The organism is Pseudomonas sp. BTN1, assembly GCF_001907715.1.
In the GTDB taxonomy this organism is placed as follows: domain Bacteria; phylum Pseudomonadota; class Gammaproteobacteria; order Pseudomonadales; family Pseudomonadaceae; genus Aquipseudomonas; species Aquipseudomonas paracarnis.
In genome coordinates this window covers 49236-67936 of the sequence record NZ_MPBM01000036.1, presented here as the reverse complement: position 1 = coordinate 67936, position 18701 = coordinate 49236, and the positions used below count along the sequence as shown (strand labels likewise).

16 protein-coding genes and 1 tRNA gene are annotated in these 18701 nt (G+C 60.2%); 12 read left to right on the top strand and 5 right to left on the bottom strand.

From position 1 onward, the window contains the following. The first annotated feature begins 106 nt into the window (after nucleotides 1-106). The 11 genes from BMH52_RS18325 (at nucleotide 107) to pqqE (ending at nucleotide 12954) form a co-directional block, all read left to right on the top strand. Entirely contained in the window at nucleotides 107-3850 is a 3744-nt protein-coding gene (locus BMH52_RS18325) for a bifunctional diguanylate cyclase/phosphodiesterase (RefSeq protein ID WP_073844591.1), read from the top strand. A gap of 15 nt (nucleotides 3851-3865) precedes the next feature. Continuing rightward, a tRNA-Ile gene (locus BMH52_RS18320) sits at nucleotides 3866-3942 on the top strand. A gap of 110 nt (nucleotides 3943-4052) precedes the next feature. Then, nucleotides 4053-4499: an Lrp/AsnC family transcriptional regulator gene (locus BMH52_RS18315; RefSeq protein ID WP_003194755.1), complete on the top strand. Its 447-nt coding sequence runs from the start codon at nucleotides 4053-4055 to the stop codon at nucleotides 4497-4499. A gap of 147 nt (nucleotides 4500-4646) precedes the next feature. Further along, nucleotides 4647-6350, top strand: a complete 1704-nt coding sequence (locus BMH52_RS18310; RefSeq protein WP_014720191.1) for an NAD(P)/FAD-dependent oxidoreductase — start codon at nucleotides 4647-4649, stop codon at nucleotides 6348-6350. Between the two features lie 10 nt (nucleotides 6351-6360). Continuing rightward, the gene (locus tag BMH52_RS18305) at nucleotides 6361-7155 is read left to right on the top strand and encodes a carbon-nitrogen hydrolase family protein (RefSeq protein WP_019817399.1); all 795 of its coding nucleotides are present in this window, start codon (nucleotides 6361-6363) and stop codon (nucleotides 7153-7155) included. Nucleotides 7156-7203: 48 nt separating this feature from the next. After that, the gene (pqqF, locus tag BMH52_RS18300) at nucleotides 7204-9579 is read left to right on the top strand and encodes a pyrroloquinoline quinone biosynthesis protein PqqF (RefSeq protein WP_073844589.1); all 2376 of its coding nucleotides are present in this window, start codon (nucleotides 7204-7206) and stop codon (nucleotides 9577-9579) included. Between the two features lie 158 nt (nucleotides 9580-9737). Then, nucleotides 9738-9812 (top strand): pyrroloquinoline quinone precursor peptide PqqA, encoded by a 75-nt coding sequence (gene pqqA, locus BMH52_RS18295; RefSeq protein WP_003194766.1) that lies wholly within the window; start codon nucleotides 9738-9740, stop codon nucleotides 9810-9812. Between the two features lie 71 nt (nucleotides 9813-9883). Further along, a complete protein-coding gene (pqqB, locus tag BMH52_RS18290; protein ID WP_014720194.1) occupies nucleotides 9884-10795 on the top strand; it encodes a pyrroloquinoline quinone biosynthesis protein PqqB in 912 nt (303 codons plus the stop codon). A gap of 11 nt (nucleotides 10796-10806) precedes the next feature. Then, a complete protein-coding gene (gene pqqC, locus BMH52_RS18285) occupies nucleotides 10807-11559 on the top strand; it encodes a pyrroloquinoline-quinone synthase PqqC (protein ID WP_019817401.1) in 753 nt (250 codons plus the stop codon). Next, nucleotides 11556-11831 carry a pyrroloquinoline quinone biosynthesis peptide chaperone PqqD gene (pqqD, locus tag BMH52_RS18280; RefSeq protein ID WP_003194772.1) on the top strand — a complete coding sequence of 92 codons (276 nt, stop codon included), beginning with the start codon at nucleotides 11556-11558 and terminating at the stop codon, nucleotides 11829-11831. Before pqqC ends, pqqD begins: the two co-directional genes overlap by 4 nt. Then, nucleotides 11824-12954 (top strand): pyrroloquinoline quinone biosynthesis protein PqqE, encoded by a 1131-nt coding sequence (gene pqqE, locus BMH52_RS18275; RefSeq protein ID WP_019817403.1) that lies wholly within the window; start codon nucleotides 11824-11826, stop codon nucleotides 12952-12954. Before pqqD ends, pqqE begins: the two co-directional genes overlap by 8 nt. 5 nt (nucleotides 12955-12959) lie before the next feature. Here the strand turns inward: pqqE and BMH52_RS18270 are convergent, their stop codons facing one another. From BMH52_RS18270 to BMH52_RS18255, 4 genes are all read right to left on the bottom strand, one after another. Next, nucleotides 12960-13118, bottom strand: coding sequence for a YqaE/Pmp3 family membrane protein (locus tag BMH52_RS18270; RefSeq protein WP_003194776.1), 159 nt, complete (start codon nucleotides 13116-13118; stop codon nucleotides 12960-12962). A gap of 93 nt (nucleotides 13119-13211) precedes the next feature. Then, nucleotides 13212-13529, bottom strand: coding sequence for a DNA-binding transcriptional regulator (locus BMH52_RS18265; protein ID WP_014720197.1), 318 nt, complete (start codon nucleotides 13527-13529; stop codon nucleotides 13212-13214). Next, nucleotides 13513-13878, bottom strand: a complete 366-nt coding sequence (locus BMH52_RS18260) for a type II toxin-antitoxin system RelE/ParE family toxin (RefSeq protein ID WP_073844587.1) — start codon at nucleotides 13876-13878, stop codon at nucleotides 13513-13515. The genes BMH52_RS18265 and BMH52_RS18260 overlap by 17 nt, the downstream gene beginning before the upstream one ends. A 225-nt stretch (nucleotides 13879-14103) precedes the next feature. Then, nucleotides 14104-15366, bottom strand: a complete 1263-nt coding sequence (locus BMH52_RS18255; RefSeq protein WP_014720199.1) for an aspartate aminotransferase family protein — start codon at nucleotides 15364-15366, stop codon at nucleotides 14104-14106. 209 nt (nucleotides 15367-15575) lie between these two features. Between BMH52_RS18255 and BMH52_RS18250 the strand changes: the two genes are divergently transcribed. After that, nucleotides 15576-16475 carry a LysR family transcriptional regulator gene (locus BMH52_RS18250; protein ID WP_020302165.1) on the top strand — a complete coding sequence of 300 codons (900 nt, stop codon included), beginning with the start codon at nucleotides 15576-15578 and terminating at the stop codon, nucleotides 16473-16475. A gap of 226 nt (nucleotides 16476-16701) precedes the next feature. On the opposite strand, the gene BMH52_RS18245 is transcribed toward BMH52_RS18250, so the two are convergent. Beyond that, nucleotides 16702-18480, bottom strand: a complete 1779-nt coding sequence (locus tag BMH52_RS18245; protein ID WP_073844585.1) for an acyl-CoA dehydrogenase C-terminal domain-containing protein — start codon at nucleotides 18478-18480, stop codon at nucleotides 16702-16704. Between the last annotated feature and the right edge of the window lie 221 nt (nucleotides 18481-18701).

Below are 18701 nucleotides of genomic sequence, written 5' to 3'. Positions count from 1 at the left end.
TTTTGCTTTCTACCGATTGCTTTGCACAGATTAACTGCCTCGCACACCCCGCCCTCGCAATGCCCGTCTACACTCGAGACATTCCCCGTGCCATAACGAGACCGTTATGCCCAGATTGCCGACCGTGATACTGCTGTCGCTGCTGACCTGGACCGCAACGGCTGGCGCGTTGACTCTTACGGATGATGAGCGTAGCTGGTTGGCGGACCATCAGGAGCTGCGCCTAGGCGTGGATGCGTCTTGGCCACCTTTTGAATATCGCGATGAAAATGGCCGATATCAGGGCTTGGCAGCCGATTACGTACGCCTGCTCCAGGACCGCCTGGGTGTGCGTATCAAACTGATCGAACCGGTTAACTGGACTGCGGTGCTTGAACAAGCCCGCAATAATCAGCTCGACCTGCTGCCTGGCATCATGTCCACCCCCGAACGCCAAAACTTCCTGGCGTTCACACGCCCCTATCTCGACTTTCCCATCGTCATCCTGGCCCATGAAGGCGGCGCGAAACCACGCAGCCTCAAGGATCTGTACGGGCTTAAAATTGCCGTGGTGGAAAACTACGCGCCCCATGAATTGCTCCGCACCCACCATCCGGACCTGAATCTGGTCGCCCTGCCCAACGTCAGTTCGACGCTGCAAGCCCTGGCCACCGATGAAGTGGATGCCGTGGTCGGCGACCTCGCCTCCAGCGTCTGGAGCCTGCGCCAACTCAAGCTCGACGGTTTATACGTCAGCGGCGAAACGCCCTACCGCTACCAACTGGCGATGGGTGTCCCGCGGGATGAAAAAATCCTGGTGGGCATCCTGGACAAAGTCCTCGCCGACCTCAGCTCAGCCGAAACGGATGCAATCCAGCAACATTGGGTCGGCAGCTTCACCGATCACCGCACCTTCTGGGCTGACTTGCTCACGTACGGCCTGCCAGCGGTGCTGCTATTGAGTACGGTGCTGGCCATCGTTATTCGGATCAATCGCCGGCTCAGTTCGGAAATTTCTCGCCGGGTCGCCCTTGAACAAGAACTGCGAAGCAGCGAGTACCACTATCGCGGCTTGGTGGAGAGCTTGTCCGCCATCGCCTGGGAAGCAAGCATCAGCGATTTCACCTACAGCTACGTGTCGCCCCATGCCGAAGACCTGCTCGGCTATCCCCGCGCCCACTGGTTGATTCCAGGCTTCTGGCGCAACATCATCCACCCCGCCGACCTGACCCGCGCCGAGGCCTATTGCTATCGGGAAACTCGTGCTAACCGTGATCACAGCATTGATTACCGGGTCATCACCGCTGATGGCCGCTGCCTGTGGGTACGTGACATTGTCAGCCTGATCGAACACGGCCACGAGCCAGTACTGCGCGGCCTGATGATCGACATCAGCGAAGCCAAGCGCACCGAGGAAGCCCTGCAACTGTCCGAGCAGAAATTTGCCTCGGTGTTTCAGCAGTGCCCAGACATCCTGGTGATTGCCCAGTTGTCTGATGGCTGCCTGCTGGAGGTCAACAAGGCATTCGAGGACCAGATTGGGCTGCGCGCCGACGAGGTGGTAGGCAAAACCGCCTCAGATCTTAATATATGGGGCATTCAGGGCGTCGGTCCGGATTTGCTGCAGCGGGTACAGACCACCAGTATCCGTAACCTGGAAATGTCCTTTCTGCGCAGCAATGGTCAGGCATTTACCGGGCTGATCTCAGCTGAGCCGTTCCAACTCGATACCACTGAAGCCCTGGTGGTGGTGGTGCGCGATATCACCGAGCTCAAGGAAACCCAACAGCAGTTGCAAACCTCCGAAGAGAAATTCGCCAAGGCATTCCATGCTTCCCCTGACGGTTTACTACTGAGTCGCCAAAGGGATGGCCTGCTGATTGAAGTGAACGAAGGTTTCAGCCACCTGACCGGCTTCACCAGCGCCTCCTCACTTGACCAATCAACCCTGGACCTAGGCATCTGGGTCGACCTCAACGAACGCAAGCACATGCTGGAGTTGATGCAGCGCGACGGCTTTGTCCGCGATTTCATCTGTCATATCCGTCGTGCCGACGGCCAGATTCGCCTGTGCGAAGTGTCCAGCCGCCCACTGCCGATTGGCGACGAAGATTGCATGCTGACCATCGCCCGGGACATCACCGAACGCCAGTTGATGCAGGAAAAACTGCAGCAGGCCGCCACGGTGTTCGAAAGCACCGCCGAAGGCGTCTTGATCACCGACACACGGCAGAACATCAGCGCCGTCAACCGCGCCTTCACTGAGATAACCGGCTACAGCGAGGTTGAAGCCCTTGGTCATACCCCGCGCCTGCTCGCCTCCGGCCTGCATGACAGCGCGTTCTATGCGGCGATGTGGCACCAGTTGACGGCCCACGGTCATTGGCAAGGAGAGATCTCCAACCGCCGCAAGAACGGCGAGGTGTATCCGAGCTGGCTGACCATCAGCGCCGTGCGTAACCGCGAGCAATTGGTCACCCACTTCGTTGCCGTGTTCGCCGACATCTCCAGCCTCAAGCTGGCCCAGGCACGCCTGGATTATCAGGCCCACCACGACCCATTGACCGGCCTGCCCAACCGCACCCTGTTTGAAAACCGGCTGCAGGCCGCCCTCAACGGCCAGCAGGAAAGTGGTAAACAGGGCGCGGTGTTGTTTCTCGACCTTGATCGCTTCAAACACATCAACGACAGCCTCGGCCACCCGATCGGCGACCTGCTGCTCAAAGACATCGCCGTACGCCTCAAGGAGCAGTTGCGGGACGTAGACACCGTTGCTCGCTTGGGCGGCGACGAATTCATTATCCTGTTGCCCGGCTTGCAACAGGCCAGCGACGCCCAGCACTTGGCGAACAAACTGCTCGACTGTTTTACCCCGCCATTCCAAGCCGGCGAGCATGAGTTCTTTATCAGCGCCAGTATCGGCACCAGCCTGTATCCGCAAGACGGTACCGACGTCGCCACCCTGGTCAAAAATGCCGACGCCGCAATGTATCGCTCCAAGGCCAAGGGGCGTAACCGGGTCGAGCGCTATACCCGCGACCTGACTGCCCAAGCCAATGAACGCGTAGCGCTGGAGCACGAACTGCGCCGCGCCATCGAACGTGAAGAATTGAGCCTGTATTACCAACCCAAGCGCAACCTGGTCACCCAACAACTGATCGGCGCCGAAGCCTTGATCCGCTGGCACCACCCGACTCTGGGCGACGTCCCGCCCGAACACTTTATCGCCTTGGCCGAAGAGAACGGCATGATCCTGCAAATCGGCGACTGGGTACTGGAACAGGCCTGCCGGCAACTGCACGCCTGGCAAGCGGCTTTCGAGGATTTCGGCCCCCTGTCCGTCAACCTCGCAGGCGCGCAACTGCGTCACCCCAACCTGCTATCACGCATCGAACAACTGCTGCACGATTACCGCCTCGAACCCGGCTGCCTGCAACTGGAAATCACCGAAAACTTCATCATGAGCCAAGCCGAAGAAGCGCTCGCGGTGTTGCACCAACTCAAGCGCCTGGGCGTCCAATTGGCGATCGATGATTTCGGCACCGGCTACTCGTCCCTCAGCTACCTCAAACGCCTGCCCCTGGACTTCCTCAAAATCGACCAATCCTTCGTGCGCGGCTTGCCCGACGACCCTCACGATGCAGCCATCGTGCGCGCCATCATCGCCCTCGGCCACAGCATGCAATTCACCATCATCGCCGAAGGCGTGGAGACTCCGGCGCAACAAGCATTCCTCGCAAGCGAGGGGTGTGAACAGATGCAGGGCTACATCGTCAGCCTGCCCCTGCCGCCGGAGCTTTTTGCCGCCAGCTTCCTTCGTACACGGCACAAGGATTTTTCGGATGGCACAGTGAACAAACCATCGCTATAATCCGCGACCTACTGAGGGCCTATAGCTCAGTTGGTTAGAGCAGGGGACTCATAATCCCTTGGTCGTAGGTTCGAGTCCTACTGGGCCCACCACACAAAAAAAGCCGCGCATTGCGCGGCTTTTGCGTATCTGGCATCACGGTTCTTTCAGCCAGGCCAAGCCTGTACCATGCTTGCTCATTGCCCCCGCACTGGAGCCCCCCTTGCCCGCCCTAGACGAAATCGACCGCCAACTGATCGCCGCCCTGCAGCTCAACGCCCGTGAAAGCGTGGCCATGCTCGCCAGGCAGTTGGGCATCGCGCGCACCACCGTCACGTCGCGTCTGGCCCGCCTGGAGAAAACCCAGGTCATCACCGGTTACGGCGTGCGCCTGGGCCAGCGCGTTGCGGATGGGGGGTTGCAAGCTTATGTGGGCATTACCGTGCAACCCCGTTCGGGCAAAGAGGTGTTGCGCAGGCTGAGCGCCATGGCGCAAGTGCAGCAGTTGTGCGCGGTAAGTGGAGAGTTCGACTACGTGGCTTGGCTGCGCACCGATTCGCCGGAGCAACTGGACCAATTGCTGGACCAGATCGGCAGTGTCGACGGCGTGGAAAAAACCACCACCTCGATCATCCTCAGTAACAAATTGGATCGCGGACAACCAATCTGACCACTCAAGTCGTCACATTGACTAAAACTATCGCAATTCGACGACAGATTGCGTCTTATTAACGCGCGCAACGTTCCCTAAACTGGCTGCCATCTTTTCCTATACTCAACGGGCCCTCCTCCCGCCGAGCCGTCAGTAAGGTCAGCCATGAGCATTCCGTCCAGCACCCTCAGCAAGCCCAATCGCCACCCGGGCGACGGTAAGAAACCCATCACCATTTTCGGCCCGGACTTCCCGTTTGCCTTTGATGACTGGATCGAACACCCCGCCGGGCTGGGCAGCATTCCTGCGGCCAATCACGGCGCCGAAGTGGCGATCGTCGGCGCCGGGATCGCGGGCCTGGTTGCGGCCTACGAGCTGATGAAACTCGGGCTCAAGCCCGTTGTGTATGAAGCCTCGAAGATGGGTGGCCGCTTGCGCTCGCAGGCCTTTGAAGGCGCCGAAGGCATCATCGCCGAGCTGGGCGGCATGCGGTTCCCGGTGTCGTCCACGGCGTTCTACCATTACGTGGACAAGCTGGGACTGGAAACCAAGCCCTTTCCCAACCCGCTGACGCCGGCGTCCGGCAGCACTGTGATCGACCTGGAAGGCCAGACTCACTACGCGCAAAAACTCTCCGATTTACCGGCACTGTTCCAGGAAGTCGCCGATGCCTGGGCCGACGCCTTGGAGGCCGGTTCGCAGTTCGGCGATATCCAGCAGGCGATCCGCGACCGCGACGTGCCGCGCCTCAAAGAGTTGTGGAACAAGCTCGTGCCGCTGTGGGATGACCGTACCTTCTACGACTTCGTCGCCACTTCCAAAGCCTTCGCCAAATTGTCGTTCCACCACCGCGAGGTGTTTGGCCAGGTCGGTTTCGGTACCGGCGGCTGGGACTCTGACTTCCCCAACTCCATGCTGGAAATTTTCCGCGTGGTGATGACCAACTGCGATGATCATCAACACTTGATCGTCGGTGGCGTGGCCCAAGTGCCCATGGGCATCTGGCGCCATGTGCCGGAACGCTGCGCCCACTGGCCGGCCGGTACCAGCCTGAGCTCGCTGCATAGAGGTGCGCCACGGGCCGGCGTGAAGCGCATTGCCCACGCCGCCGATGGCCGCTTCGCCGTTACCGACAACTATGGCGACACCCGTGAATACGCAGCGGTGCTGACCACCTGCCAAAGCTGGTTGCTGACCACCCAGATCGAATGCGACGAAACCCTGTTCTCACAAAAAATGTGGATGGCCCTGGATCGCACCCGCTACATGCAGTCATCGAAAACCTTCGTGATGGTTGATCGCCCATTCTGGAAAGACAAAGACCCGCAAACCGGCCGCGACCTGATGAGCATGACCCTCACCGACCGCCTGACCCGGGGCACCTACCTGTTCGATAACGGTGACGACAAGCCGGGGGTGATCTGCCTGTCCTACTCGTGGATGAGCGACGCACTGAAGATGCTGCCCCAGCCTATCGACAAGCGGGTGAAACTGGCCCTCGATGCGCTGAAGAAGATCTACCCCAACGTTGATATCAAGGCGCGCATCATCGGCGACCCGATCACCGTGTCCTGGGAGGCCGATCCGCATTTCCTCGGGGCCTTCAAAGGCGCCTTGCCCGGTCACTATCGCTATAACCAGCGGATGTATGCGCACTTCATGCAGAAGGATATGCCCGCCGAACAACGCGGGATCTTCATCGCGGGTGATGATGTATCGTGGACGCCCGCCTGGGTCGAAGGCGCGGTACAAACCTCGCTCAACGCGGTATGGGGCATCATGAATCACTTCGGTGGCAGCACCCACCCGGAGAACCCAGGCCCAGGCGACGTATTCGATGAAATAGGGCCAATCGCCCTGGCAGAATAAGGAGTTGAGCATGCGTGTCGCCCTGTACCAATGCCCGCCGCTGCCGCTGGATGTGGCCGCTAACCTGCAGCGCCTGCATCAACTGGCCCATGAGGCACACGGCGCCGATGTGCTGGTGCTGCCAGAGATGTTTCTCAGCGGCTATAACATTGGCGCCGAAGCCGTTGGCGCACTGGCAGAGGCACAGGATGGGCCATCGGCGCAGGCGATTGCCGAACTGGCGCAAAGTGCCGGGCTGGCGATCCTGTATGGCTACCCGGAGCGGGCCGAAGACGGCCAGGTCTACAACGCCGTGCAGTTGATCGACGCCCAGGGCAAGCGCCTGTGCAACTACCGCAAGACCCACTTGTTTGGCGATCTTGACCACTCAATGTTCAGCGCCGGCCCCGATGATTTCCCGGTGGTGGAATTGAACGGGTGGAAGGTGGGCATGCTGATTTGCTACGACCTGGAGTTTCCGGAAAACACCCGGCGCCTGGCCCTCGCCGGTGCCGAACTGATTCTGGTGCCCACCGCTAATATGGTGCCGTTCGACTTCGTTGCCGACGTCACCGTGCGGGCGCGAGCCTTTGAAAACCAATGCTTCGTGGCCTATGCCAACTATTGCGGGCACGAAGGCGAGATTCACTACTGCGGGCAAAGCAGCATTGCCGCGCCGGACGGCCAGCGAATTGCCCAGGCCGGCCTGGATGAAGCCTTGATCGTCGGCACCCTGGATCGCCAATCTATTGTCGACGCCCGCGCCGCCAACCACTACCTGCAAGACCGTCGCGCCGAACTCTACGGCGCACTGCACAAGCCCTGACCCATTGGGTTTGCTAGCATAGGCACTTCCCACGCCTCGGAAGTGCCCATGCCTGCGCCGGTTCACCCTCATCCCCTTCACCTGACTCTCGCTAATGGCCTGCGGGTTTGCCTGCGCCATGCGCCACGCTTGAAGCGCTGCGCCGCCGTTTTACACGTGGCTGCCGGCAGCCATGACGTGCCATTGGCCTGGCCTGGCCTGGCGCATTTTCTTGAGCACTTGTTGTTTCTCGGTACCGAACGTTTCCCAGTCGGCGAAGGGCTGATGGCCTACGTGCAGCGCCACGGTGGGCAGGTCAACGCCAGCACCCGTGAGCGCACCACCGAGTTCTTCTTTGAACTGCCGGTGCCGGCTTTTGCAGACGGGCTGGCGCGTTTGGCGGATATGCTGGCTCACCCGCGCCTGGCCCTCGACGATCAACAACGTGAACGCGAAGTGCTGGAGGCGGAGTTCATCGCCTGGTCCCAGGATGCCAAGGCCCAACAGCAAGTGGCGCTGCTGCAAGGCTTGGCGGCGGATCATCCTCTACGAGGTTTTCATGCCGGCAAGCGCGACAGCCTGCCGGTGGAAAGCGACGAGTTTCAGCACGCCTTGCGAGGGTTCCACGCACGCTTTTATCAAAGCGGGCAGATGACCCTGAGCCTCGCCGGTCCACAATCGCTGGCCGACCTGCAGGCCTTGGCCCAGCAGTTCAGTGACCAACTGACGCCCGGCCCATTGCACCCGCAGGCCGCTCCACCGGCCTTGATGCATGGCCCGGCACGCAGCTATCAACACGTCGCCGGCCAACACCTGCATCAGGTTATTACGTGTAACGCGCCACGGGAAGCGCTGGCGTTTCTCTGCACCTGGCTCAACGCCTCGGCCCCCGGCGGGTTGCTCGCTGAACTGCAAGCGCGACGACTGGCCACCGCGCTGCAGGCATCCGTGCTGTACCAATTCGCGGATCAAGCCGTGCTGGATATAAACTTCACCCTCGCCAGCGAACGCGAACCGGCTACGCAGATTGAAGAGTTGCTGCACGACTGGCTGGGTTTCTTCGCACACAGCGACTGGACAGCGTTACGCGAAGAGTTCGCCTTGCTCAATGCTCGCCAGCAACAGGTCCAAGGCGCCCTGGCGTTGGCGCGCAACGATGCCCAAGACCTGTCGGAACAAGGCGTCGTAGCCCTCAAGGCCATGCTCGATTCACTGCACCTCCCCGCCTCCCGGCCCCCTTGGCAACTGCCGCCCAATAACCCCTTGCTTCGTGCGCCCGCCAAGGAAGAACGCGCTGGCCTGATTCGTGGCCAAACCAGCGCCCACCGTGGCTTGCGCACCTTTGCCCAGGATCGCTCACGGGGCCGACGGGAGCTGTCAGCGTTGACCTTCAGCCAGGCGTTGGCGGATGACACTGGCGAAGGCGCGCTGTACCTGCACTGGCGGTTTGACTCGGCGGTACCCACCTGGCTGGAAAGCCTGTTGCAGCCGTTGCGCGAACAGGCACGCCAGGCCGGCGTCGAGTTGTCTTGCGAAACCTGCGCCACGGATTGGCAGGTGAAGATGCACGGCCTCCACGAGCCCATGCCGGCGGTGCTCGAAGCGTTGGCGCGGTGTCTGAGTGACTCGGATGAACCTTTGCCACCGACCGCTCCCGTGCCGATGATCGCCATCCGGGAACTGCTCAAGGCGTTGCCCGCTTGCTGCGCGGGTGTTCAGCCCCAGCCTCAGGAGACGACAGCATCATGGGCTACCGCGCGCTGGCAGGCGCTGGGCGCAGGCCTGCCACCCGCCTGTGAAGCCGCGATCAAAGCCGCAGCGGTCCGGCTGCCTGGGCAACCGGCAAGCGTGCCTTCTACACCTCAGTCCCTTGACGGACGAAAGCGCTGGCACGCAGTCAGCACCGAATCCAGCGAAGCAGCGCTACTGCTATTTTGCCCAACGCCGACTCAATCCCTCGCCGATGAAGCCCACTGGCGGTTGCTCGGGCACGTGCTCCAGGGGCCGTTCTACCAGCGTTTGAGAGTCGAACTGCAAATCGGCTACGCCGTGTTCAGCGGCATCCGACAGATCAACGGCCAAACCGGCCTGCTGTTTGGGGTGCAATCGCCGAGCGCCTCCCTGGACGGCATCGTCCAACAGTTGCAGGCCTTCCTGGGGCAACTGCCGTCGTTGATCGAACGCAGCCCCGACTTGGGTAACCAGGCCCTCGCACAGCAGTTCGCGGCCCAGACGCTGCCCATCAACGAAGCTGCCGACTTGCTGTGGCATGCGCACCTGGCAGGTCATTCGTCGGGTTATCTGGATCAGCTTCAACAGTTGATCCAAGCGTGCACACGCGAGGATGTGCAGCGCGCCGCGCAACAACTCAATGACGCCGCAGGCGGCTGGCAATGCGTGGCCAACGGGCCGCGTATCAGCGACGACTGGCAAGCAGCGCCGTGATCATTGCCAACCCTGCAACAGGCTTTCTCCACCGAGACAGCGCTAACTTGAATAAAATTGCGTAACATTGCGCAGCAATATCTGAACATCTCCAACAGGAGGTGGACTATATGTATTACTTGGTAGTGAACGTCCCATCCCTTGATAGGAGTAAGAATATGACCTGGTCCAAACCTGCTTACACTGATCTGCGTATTGGTTTCGAAGTCACCATGTACTTCGCCAGCCGTTGATTGGCTGAGTGATACAACGCCTCGGTTCGCCCGGGGCGTTTTTGTTTTGAGCTGTGCTTGATGGAGCGATCATGTTTGTCCAGATTCTAGGTTCCGCCGCCGGCGGTGGCTTCCCTCAGTGGAACTGCAACTGCGTGAACTGCGCAGGTTTTCGCGATGGCAGCCTGCGGGCCCACGCGCGTACCCAGTCGTCCATCGCGATCTCCGACGATGGCGTGAATTGGGTGCTCTGCAATGCCTCGCCGGATATCCGCGCGCAACTCCAGGGCTTTGCGCCCATGCAACCGGGCCGCGCCCTGCGCGATACCGGCATCAGCGCAATCATCCTGATGGACAGCCAGATCGACCACACCACTGGCCTGCTGAGCCTGCGCGAAGGCTGCCCGCACCAGGTGTGGTGCACCGACATGGTCCACGAAGACCTGAGCACCGGTTTCCCGTTGTTCACCATGCTGACCCACTGGAACGGTGGCCTGGCCTGGAACCGCATCGAGTTGGACGCCAGCTTCACCATCCCGGCCTGCCCCAACCTGCGCTTCACCCCGCTGCCGTTGCGCAGCGCCGCACCGCCCTATTCGCCGCACCGTTTCGACCCGCACCCCGGTGACAACATTGGCCTGATCGTCGAAGACCTGCGCACCGGCGGCAAATTGTTCTACGCCCCGGGCCTGGGCAAGGTCGACGCACCGCTGCTGGACATCATGGCCGGCAGTGACTGCCTGCTGGTGGACGGCACGATGTGGGACGACGATGAAATGCAGCGCCGTGGCGTCGGCACACGCACCGGGCGTGAGATGGGCCACCTGGCACAGAACGGCCCCGGCGGCATGCTTGAAGTGCTCGAGCAACTGCCCAAACAGCGCAAAGTGCTTATCCACATCAACAACACCAACCCGATCCTCGATGAAGACTCCCCCGAGCGAGCGGAGCTGGTGCGGCGCAATGTCGAAGTGGCTTACGACGGCATGAGCATTGAATTGTAGGAGCGATCGAAATGACCGACACACCGTTGAGCAAGGCTGAGTTCGAAGCCGCCCTGCGCGCCAAGGGCGCCTTCTACCATATCCATCACCCCTACCATGTGGCGATGTACGAAGGCCGCGCCAGCCGTGAGCAGATCCAGGGCTGGGTCGCCAATCGCTTCTACTATCAAGTGAATATCCCGCTGAAAGACGCGGCGATCCTGGCCAACTGCCCAGACCGTGAAATCCGTCGCGAATGGATCCAGCGCCTGCTCGACCACGACGGCGCGCCCGGTGAAGACGGCGGTATCGAAGCCTGGCTGCGCCTGGGCCAGGCTGTGGGCCTGGACCCCGACCAACTGCGTTCCCAAGAGTTGGTGCTGCCCGGCGTACGCTTCGCCGTGGACGCCTATGTCAACTTCGCCCGCCGCGCCAGCTGGCAGGAAGCCGCCAGCAGCTCGCTGACCGAGCTGTTCGCGCCGCAAATCCACCAGTCGCGCCTCGACAGTTGGCCGCAGCACTACCCGTGGATCGACCCGGCCGGTTACGAGTACTTCCGCACCCGCCTGGGCCAGGCCCGGCGCGATGTGGAACACGGCTTGGCGATCACCCTGCAGCACTACACCACCCGCGAGGGGCAGGAGCGCATGCTGGACATTCTCCAGTTCAAACTGGACATCCTCTGGAGCATGCTGGACGCCATGAGCATGGCCTACGAACTCAAACGCCCGCCGTATCACAGCGTGACCGAACAGCGGGTATGGCATAAAGGGATTACCCTATGAGCTTTGATCGCAGCAAAAAACCGACCTGGCGCCAGGGCTATCGCTACCAGTACGAGCCTGCACAGAAAGGCCACGTGTTGCTCTACCCCGAAGGCATGATCAAGCTCAACGACAGCGCCGCATTGATCGGCGGCCTAATCGACGGCGAGCGCGACGTGGCGGCCATCATTGCCGAGCTGGACAAGCAGTTCCCCGGCGTACCGGAGCTGGGTGACGACATCGAGCAATTCATGGAGGTCGCCCGTGCTGAGCACTGGATCACCCTTGCCTGAAAAACCCGCCATCGGCCTACCGCTATGGCTGCTGGCCGAGCTGACCTATCGCTGCCCGTTGCAGTGCCCGTATTGCTCCAACCCGCTGGATTTCGCCGAGCAGGGCAAGGAGTTGAGCACCGAACAATGGATCAAGGTATTTCGCGAAGCCCGTGAAATGGGTGCTGCGCAGCTGGGGTTTTCCGGCGGTGAGCCGCTGGTGCGCCAGGACTTGGCCGAACTGATCGGCGAGGCTCGCAAGCTGGGTTTCTACACCAACCTGATCACCTCTGGCATCGGCCTCACCGAACAAAAAATCAGCGACTTCAAGAAAGCCGGCCTGGACCATATCCAGATCAGCTTCCAGGCCAGTGACGAACAGGTGAACAACCTGCTGGCCGGCTCCAAAAAAGCCTTCGCGCAAAAACTGGAAATGGCCCGAGCCGTGAAAGCCCACGGCTACCCGATGGTGCTGAACTTCGTCACCCATCGGCACAATATCGACAAGATCGACCGCATCATCGAGCTGTGCATTGCGCTGGAAGCAGATTTCGTCGAGCTCGCCACTTGCCAGTTCTACGGCTGGGCACAGCTCAATCGCGTGGGTTTGCTGCCCACCCGCGAGCAACTGGTGCGCGCCGAACGCATCACCAATGAGTACCGCGCCAAGCTGGAAGCCGAAGGCCACCCGTGCAAGCTGATCTTCGTGACACCGGATTATTACGAGGAGCGCCCCAAAGCGTGCATGAACGGCTGGGGCAGCATCTTCCTGACAGTCACACCCGACGGCACCGCCCTGCCTTGTCACGGCGCAAGGCAAATGCCCGTGCAGTTTCCCAATGTGCGCGACCACAGCATGCAGCACATCTGGTACGACTCGTTTGGCTTCAATCGCTTTCGTGGCTACGACTGGATGCCCGAGCCGTGCCGATCATGCGACGAAAAAGAAAAGGATTTCGGCGGCTGCCGTTGCCAGGCCTTCATGCTCACCGGTGACGCCAGCAACGCCGACCCGGTATGCAGCAAATCCGAGCAGCACGGCATCATCCTTCAGGCGCGGGAAGAAGCCGAACAGGCCACCCAGACCATCGAGCAACTGGCCTTTCGCAATGAGCGCAACTCAAGGCTCATTGCAAAAGGCTGAACGCCTCAACGCTTGGCGATGATGTACACCGCGTGGATGATGCCCGGGAAGTAACCGCACAGGGTCAGCAGGATATTCAGCCAGAAGGCACCGCCGAAACCTACTTGTAGGAACACACCCAATGGCGGCAGCAGAATGGCGATGATGATACGAATGATGTCCATGGGTCAGCTCCAGAAAATCGGCTCGTGTGAGCCGTGTAGCTAATCGACCTTGGCGGTTCGTGAGGGTTCAGTGGATTCTGGCATTGGGCCATCTCAGGCCAGAATCTGCAGGCCATGCTTTTGCACGATGCTCAATAATTTGAGCGCCATGCCGCTAGGCCGTTTCTCTCCCGACTCCCATTTTTTGACGGTGGACGCGCTGGTGTTCAGGTAGCGGGCGAACACAGGTTGGCTGACATGGCTGCTTTCACGTAGTTGCTTGATCTGTTCGGCAGGTATTTGGTCTGGCATGGATAAGCACGCCTCATCATATTCTCGCAGAGTGGTTTTGCTGATGGCGCCGACAGCATGAAGTGCCTTGGCTGACTGGTGAATGGACTCAAACGCCTCGCTTTTATACTTCTTGGTCATGATGTATCTCCACAAACTCCTTGAGATCCAGCATTTGCTGAATCTGTGCTTCGTTTAACCTTTCATAAGTTTTGGCCAGTGATCGAAACCAAACAGGTTCGCTCTGCGTAATGTTGCCTTGATCCTTCTTCGCGAACAGCAACTGATAAACCCAATAGTGCCTACCCTTGGCCAATGTGATTGAACGATGTCGATTTTGATTGAGGCGTTTTTTCCAGACACCACCGCCCAGATTATCTGCCTGCCCCCTCAGCATTTCGCCAAACGCCTCCCCCAACTCCGAATCGCAGATCCAGGCTTTGTTGGCCGCCTCGGCAAATCGCCGTGTTTTAAACAACCTGAGCTTCATGGAGGTCCCTTCCCAAAAACATACCACCCAGTGGTATAGATTAAAAGTCGAGCACGCTGTGCCCCATCGGCGGTCCTTGCCGACGTCCGCTAAGAAACCACTGTTCCCAGGGAGGCTCAATCAACGTTTTCACACCAGAAATTACCCAGACAAAAAAACGCCCCCAGCCAAAAGAATCAGGCTGGAGGCGCCGCGTATGCCGCGAGACGGTTCAGGAAACTGGGGTCAAACGGCGATGCCCTTGCGGCATTGCACTTGAGCGGTGCGCACCCGAGAAAAGGCGCGGGCAAGCCGCAGCAGCATTTCGTCGATGTGGGTTTTGCTGATGTTCAGCGCAGGGGTAAAGCGCAGGCAGTCAGGTTGTGAGGCAGTGAGAATCAGGCCTTCGTGCAGCGCGGCCTTGACCACTGCTGCGGCGCAATCGTCCGACAGTGTCAGGCCCCAAAGCAGCCCGTTGCCGCGCAAGGGCCCATGGTCGTAACGGTAGGCCAGCCGGGCAAGGCCTTCTGCCAGGTACAAGCCAGATTCACGTAGGTGCTCGAGAAAGCCGTTCTCCAATAGAGCGTCGAGTACGGCGATACCCGCAGATGCCATCAGTGCATTGCCGTGATGTGTACCGTCCAGCTCGCCCGGTTCGAAGCAACAGGCATTACCACGCGCCACCAGCGCCGCCAAGGGCACACCGCCTCCCAGGCCTTTGCCCAGGGCAATGATGTCGGCGCGCACGCCGTATTGCTGTTCGGCGAGCAGGCTGCCGCAGCGGCCGATACCGGTTTGCACTTCGTCGAAGATCAGCAGGATCCCGAGCTCACGGCACAGGCGTTCGACGCCTTTGAGGTAATGTTCTGTCGCAGGGACGACACCGCCGCCGCTTTGTATCGGCTCCAGCATGATGGCGACGGTCTGCGCATCGACCGCTGCATGCAGGGCCGGCAGATCGTTAAACGGCACCTGGCTGAAACCTGGCAGCTGCGGTTCGAACCGGTTTTCGCAGGCCATGGCCGACGCCGACATCGCCCCAAGGCTCCGGCCGTGGCAGCCATTGCTTACCGTGAGGATGTGGTAAGCGCCGCCACGATGCAGCTGGCCCCACTTGCGTGCCAACTTGATGGCCGCTTCACAGGCTTCGGCACCCGTGTTGAGCAAGTAGGCCTGATCACTGCCGGTGTGGTGGCACAGACGGTCGACGAGGTCCAGTTGCGCGCGGTTGTGCAAACCCAGGCCAGGGTTGATCACGGTATGCATCTGTTCGGCAATGGCGTCGCGCACGGCCTGAGGACTGTGGCCCAGGCTGTTGGCGCCGCCGCCTTGACTGAAATCCAGATAGGCGCGGTCGTCAGCGTCCGAAAGCCAGGAGCCCTGCCCCTGCACAAACACCTGGGGCGGGCGCGCCACAGTGGGCATCAGGCACTGGCTGGAAACCTCTGCACGCGGGGCATGCACAAGCAGGTCATCCAGACTCGGCGCGAAGCGACGGAACAAGTTCACACTTCACCTCCGTTGGCAACCTGACCTTGGTCGATGCCGCCTGCCAATAAGGCCTTCAGATTTTTTGCGTTGCCTATGTAAACGCTATCAACAAAAACGCTGTTCATTGTCCGATCCGGCCCTGTAAGCCCTGCGAATAGGCGCTAGACTAGGCGCCTCGGGGGCCAGCGGCCATTTCGATTTTCCAGCTTTTTCGATAAGCAAACCTTATGGATTTCAAGCAACTGCGTTATTTCGTCGCGGTGTATGAGGAAGGCCATGTAGGCCGTGCCGCGGAGCGTCTGTCGATCTCCCAGCCAGCGTTGTCGCAACAGGTTCGCCAATTGGAACAGAACCTTGATGTAAGTCTGTTCGAACGTAGCAGCAAGCGTCTGCTGCCAACGCTGGCGGCGCACACTTTATACAACCACGCGTTGCCGCTCATTGATGGGATGCAGCAAGCCGTGGAGGCACTGCGCAACTTCAAGGGCCAGGCCATGCGCACCCTGGCCATCGGCGTGCTGCAAACCGTGCACACCAGCCTGGTACCGCAGATGCTTGAGCGCGTGCGCAAGGCCCAGCCCCATCTGGTGGTGCAGATCTACGAGCTGACCGGGCTTGAGATTGAGCGGCGGTTGCTCAATGGCTCACTCGATATCGGCATCAGCTACCTGCCACCCCGTCAGCCGGGCCTGCACGGCGTGTTGCTGTATGAAGACGAGCTGAAGGTGGTGATACCCGAAGATCATCCGTTGCGCGAGTTCAAGAAAGTCTCGCTCAAACAAGCCGCCGAATTACCGATGTTGCTGCTGGGGGAAGAGTTTCAGGTTCGGCAGATCTGGCAAGGCCAACTGTCCAACCTCGGGCGGCGTCCGCAAGTGCAGGCGGAACTCAATACCATGGTGGGCATTCTCGACAGCCTGCCTCACACCCGTTTGGCGACCGTGCTGCCTGGGCGGTCCCAGGATGAACACAACAGCAAGGCGCTGCTGTGGAAACCCTTGAGCGAGCCCAGGGTACCGCTGAAAGTAGGATTGGTATGCCGCGATGTGCAACGCCAGCAGGCGACGGTGGCGTTGCTGCGCACCCTGCTGGAAGACGTGATGAATGCCCCGTCGACAACCGCCTGACTTTTTCGCGGGCAAAAGAAAACCCCGCCGAAGCGGGGCTTTGCAGACTGTTTCCCTGACATCCATTTCACTCCGCCGTCCTGGCAGAATCCTACGTGTCCGTGTTGTTGCTTTGCGCTTCCTGCGCGACGTCCATGTGAAGTAGATTAGCCGTGGATCCAATGTGGCGATAGAGGACGATTAGCAGCACGTCATGTAAGAGAATGCTTACACGCCCTCCTCGCCCTTAAAACAGGGCTTCATCCATCAGGAACAGTGATTCGCTGCCGGCTTTTACCGATGCACTCAACGAGTGGATACGCGGCAACAGTCGGGCAAAGTAGAAACGCGCAGTTCCCAGTTTGCTGGCGTAGAAATCCTCTTCGCCTTCTTTGCCCCACGCCGCCTTGGCCATGCGCGCCCACATATAGGCATAGGCCATGTAGCCGAACGCATGCAGGTATTCCACCGAGGCCGCACCGATTTCATTGGCATTGCTCTTGGCGCGGTCCAGCACCCAGGCCGTCAACTCATCCAGGTTATCCACTGCCGCACTTAGCGGTTTGGTGAATTCGGCCAACTCAGGGCCCGATGCGGCGATGAACTGGCGGATCTCATCAGCGAACAAGGTATAGAACGCACCGCCGCTGCCAACGATCTTGCGGCCCATCAGATCCAGGGCCTGAATGCCGTTGGTGCCTTCGTAGATCTGAGTGATGCGCACGTCACGCACCAATTGCTCCTGGCCCCACTCGCGGATGTAACCGTGGCCACCAAACACCTGCTGGCCAAGTACGGTGGTTTCCAGGCCCAGGTCGGTGAGGAACGCCTTGGCCACCGGCGTCAGCAACGCCACCAGGTTATCGGCACGCTCGCGCGCCTGGGCATCGTCGCTGAACTTGGCGATGTCCAACTGCGTCGCCACGTAGGTGGAGAACGCCCGGCCGCCTTCGTTCGCCGCCTTCATGGTCAGCAACATGCGGCGGACATCCGGATGCACGATGATCGGGTCTGCCGGCTTGTCCTTGGCCTGCGCGCCCAGCGGGGAACGGCTCTGCACACGGTCGCGGGCATATTCAATCGCGTTCTGATAGGACCGCTCACCCGACGCCAAGCCCTGAATGCCAACACCCAGGCGCTCATAGTTCATCATGGTGAACATCGCCGCCAAGCCACGGTTGGGCTCACCGACCAGGTAACCCACGGCTTCGTCGAAGTTCATCACACAGGTAGCGGAGGCCTGGATGCCCATCTTGTGTTCAATGGAGCCGCAATTTACCGGGTTACGCGCGCCCAGGCTGCCATCGGCATTTACCAGGAACTTCGGCACCAGAAACAGCGAGATGCCCTTGGGCCCGGCCGGTGCGTCCGGCAGTTTGGCCAGCACCAGGTGGATGATATTTTCGGTGAGGTCGTGCTCGCCACCGGTGATGAAGATCTTGGTGCCGCTGACCTTGTAGGAGCCGTCCGCCTGAGGCTCGGCCTTGGTGCGGATCATCCCCAGGTCGGTACCGGCATGGGCTTCCGTCAGGCACATGGAACCGGCCCACTCACCGGAATACATCTTCGGCAGGTAGGTGGCCTTGAGTTCTTCACTGGCGTGGGTGTTGATCGATACACAGGCACCGGAGGTCAACATCGGGTACAGGCCGAAAGCCAGGCTCGACGAGTTGATCATCTCTTCAACCTGCGCCGACACGGCCTTGGGCATGCCCATACCGCCGTAGGTCGGGTCGCCGCCCACACCGACCCAGCCGCCTTCGGCGTAGGTGCTGTAGGCCTGGGGGAAACCGTCGGGAGTCGTCACGGCGCCGTCCGCCCAGTGGCAGCCTTGCTCATCGCCGCCGCGGCTGAGCGGGGCAATGGATTTGGCGGTGACCTTGCCCGCCTCTTCCAAAATCGCCTCGACGGTTTCGGCGTCAACGCTGTCTGCCAATGCCGGTAACTGGGCCCAAGTATCAGCGACCTCAAACACTTCGTTGAGGACGAAGCGCATATCACGCAACGGCGCTTTGTAATCAGCCATGGCAAACCTCGTGAGAACGTGAAAAGTAATTCGATAGGATCGGTTTTACAGACCCCGAGTGTACCCGAACAACTTTTCAGACACATAGGGTCCATTCGTGACCATTAAGTATTTATAAGTCACATACAAACCATTGTGGGAACGGGCTTGCTCGCGAATGCGGCGTGTCAGTCGCTACATCTTTGACTGCACTAGCGCATTCGCGAGCAAGCCCGCTCCCA

Bases quoted from the DNA above. Each gene is read 5' to 3' on its own strand.
- pqqF (WP_073844589.1), top strand. From the start codon at position 7,204: ATGCCTGCGCCGGTTCACCCTCATCCCCTTCACCTGACTCTCGCTAAT.
- BMH52_RS18310 (WP_014720191.1), top strand. From the start codon at position 4,647: ATGAGCATTCCGTCCAGCACCCTCAGCAAGCCCAATCGCCACCCGGGC.
- BMH52_RS18270 (WP_003194776.1), bottom strand. From the start codon at position 13,118: ATGGACATCATTCGTATCATCATCGCCATTCTGCTGCCGCCATTGGGT.
- pqqC (WP_019817401.1), top strand. From the start codon at position 10,807: ATGACCGACACACCGTTGAGCAAGGCTGAGTTCGAAGCCGCCCTGCGC.
- BMH52_RS18260 (WP_073844587.1), bottom strand. From the start codon at position 13,878: ATGAAGCTCAGGTTGTTTAAAACACGGCGATTTGCCGAGGCGGCCAAC.
- BMH52_RS18325 (WP_073844591.1), top strand. From the start codon at position 107: ATGCCCAGATTGCCGACCGTGATACTGCTGTCGCTGCTGACCTGGACC.
- BMH52_RS18265 (WP_014720197.1), bottom strand. From the start codon at position 13,529: ATGACCAAGAAGTATAAAAGCGAGGCGTTTGAGTCCATTCACCAGTCA.
- BMH52_RS18305 (WP_019817399.1), top strand. From the start codon at position 6,361: ATGCGTGTCGCCCTGTACCAATGCCCGCCGCTGCCGCTGGATGTGGCC.
- BMH52_RS18245 (WP_073844585.1), bottom strand. From the start codon at position 18,480: ATGGCTGATTACAAAGCGCCGTTGCGTGATATGCGCTTCGTCCTCAAC.
- BMH52_RS18250 (WP_020302165.1), top strand. From the start codon at position 15,576: ATGGATTTCAAGCAACTGCGTTATTTCGTCGCGGTGTATGAGGAAGGC.
- pqqB (WP_014720194.1), top strand. From the start codon at position 9,884: ATGTTTGTCCAGATTCTAGGTTCCGCCGCCGGCGGTGGCTTCCCTCAG.
- pqqD (WP_003194772.1), top strand. From the start codon at position 11,556: ATGAGCTTTGATCGCAGCAAAAAACCGACCTGGCGCCAGGGCTATCGC.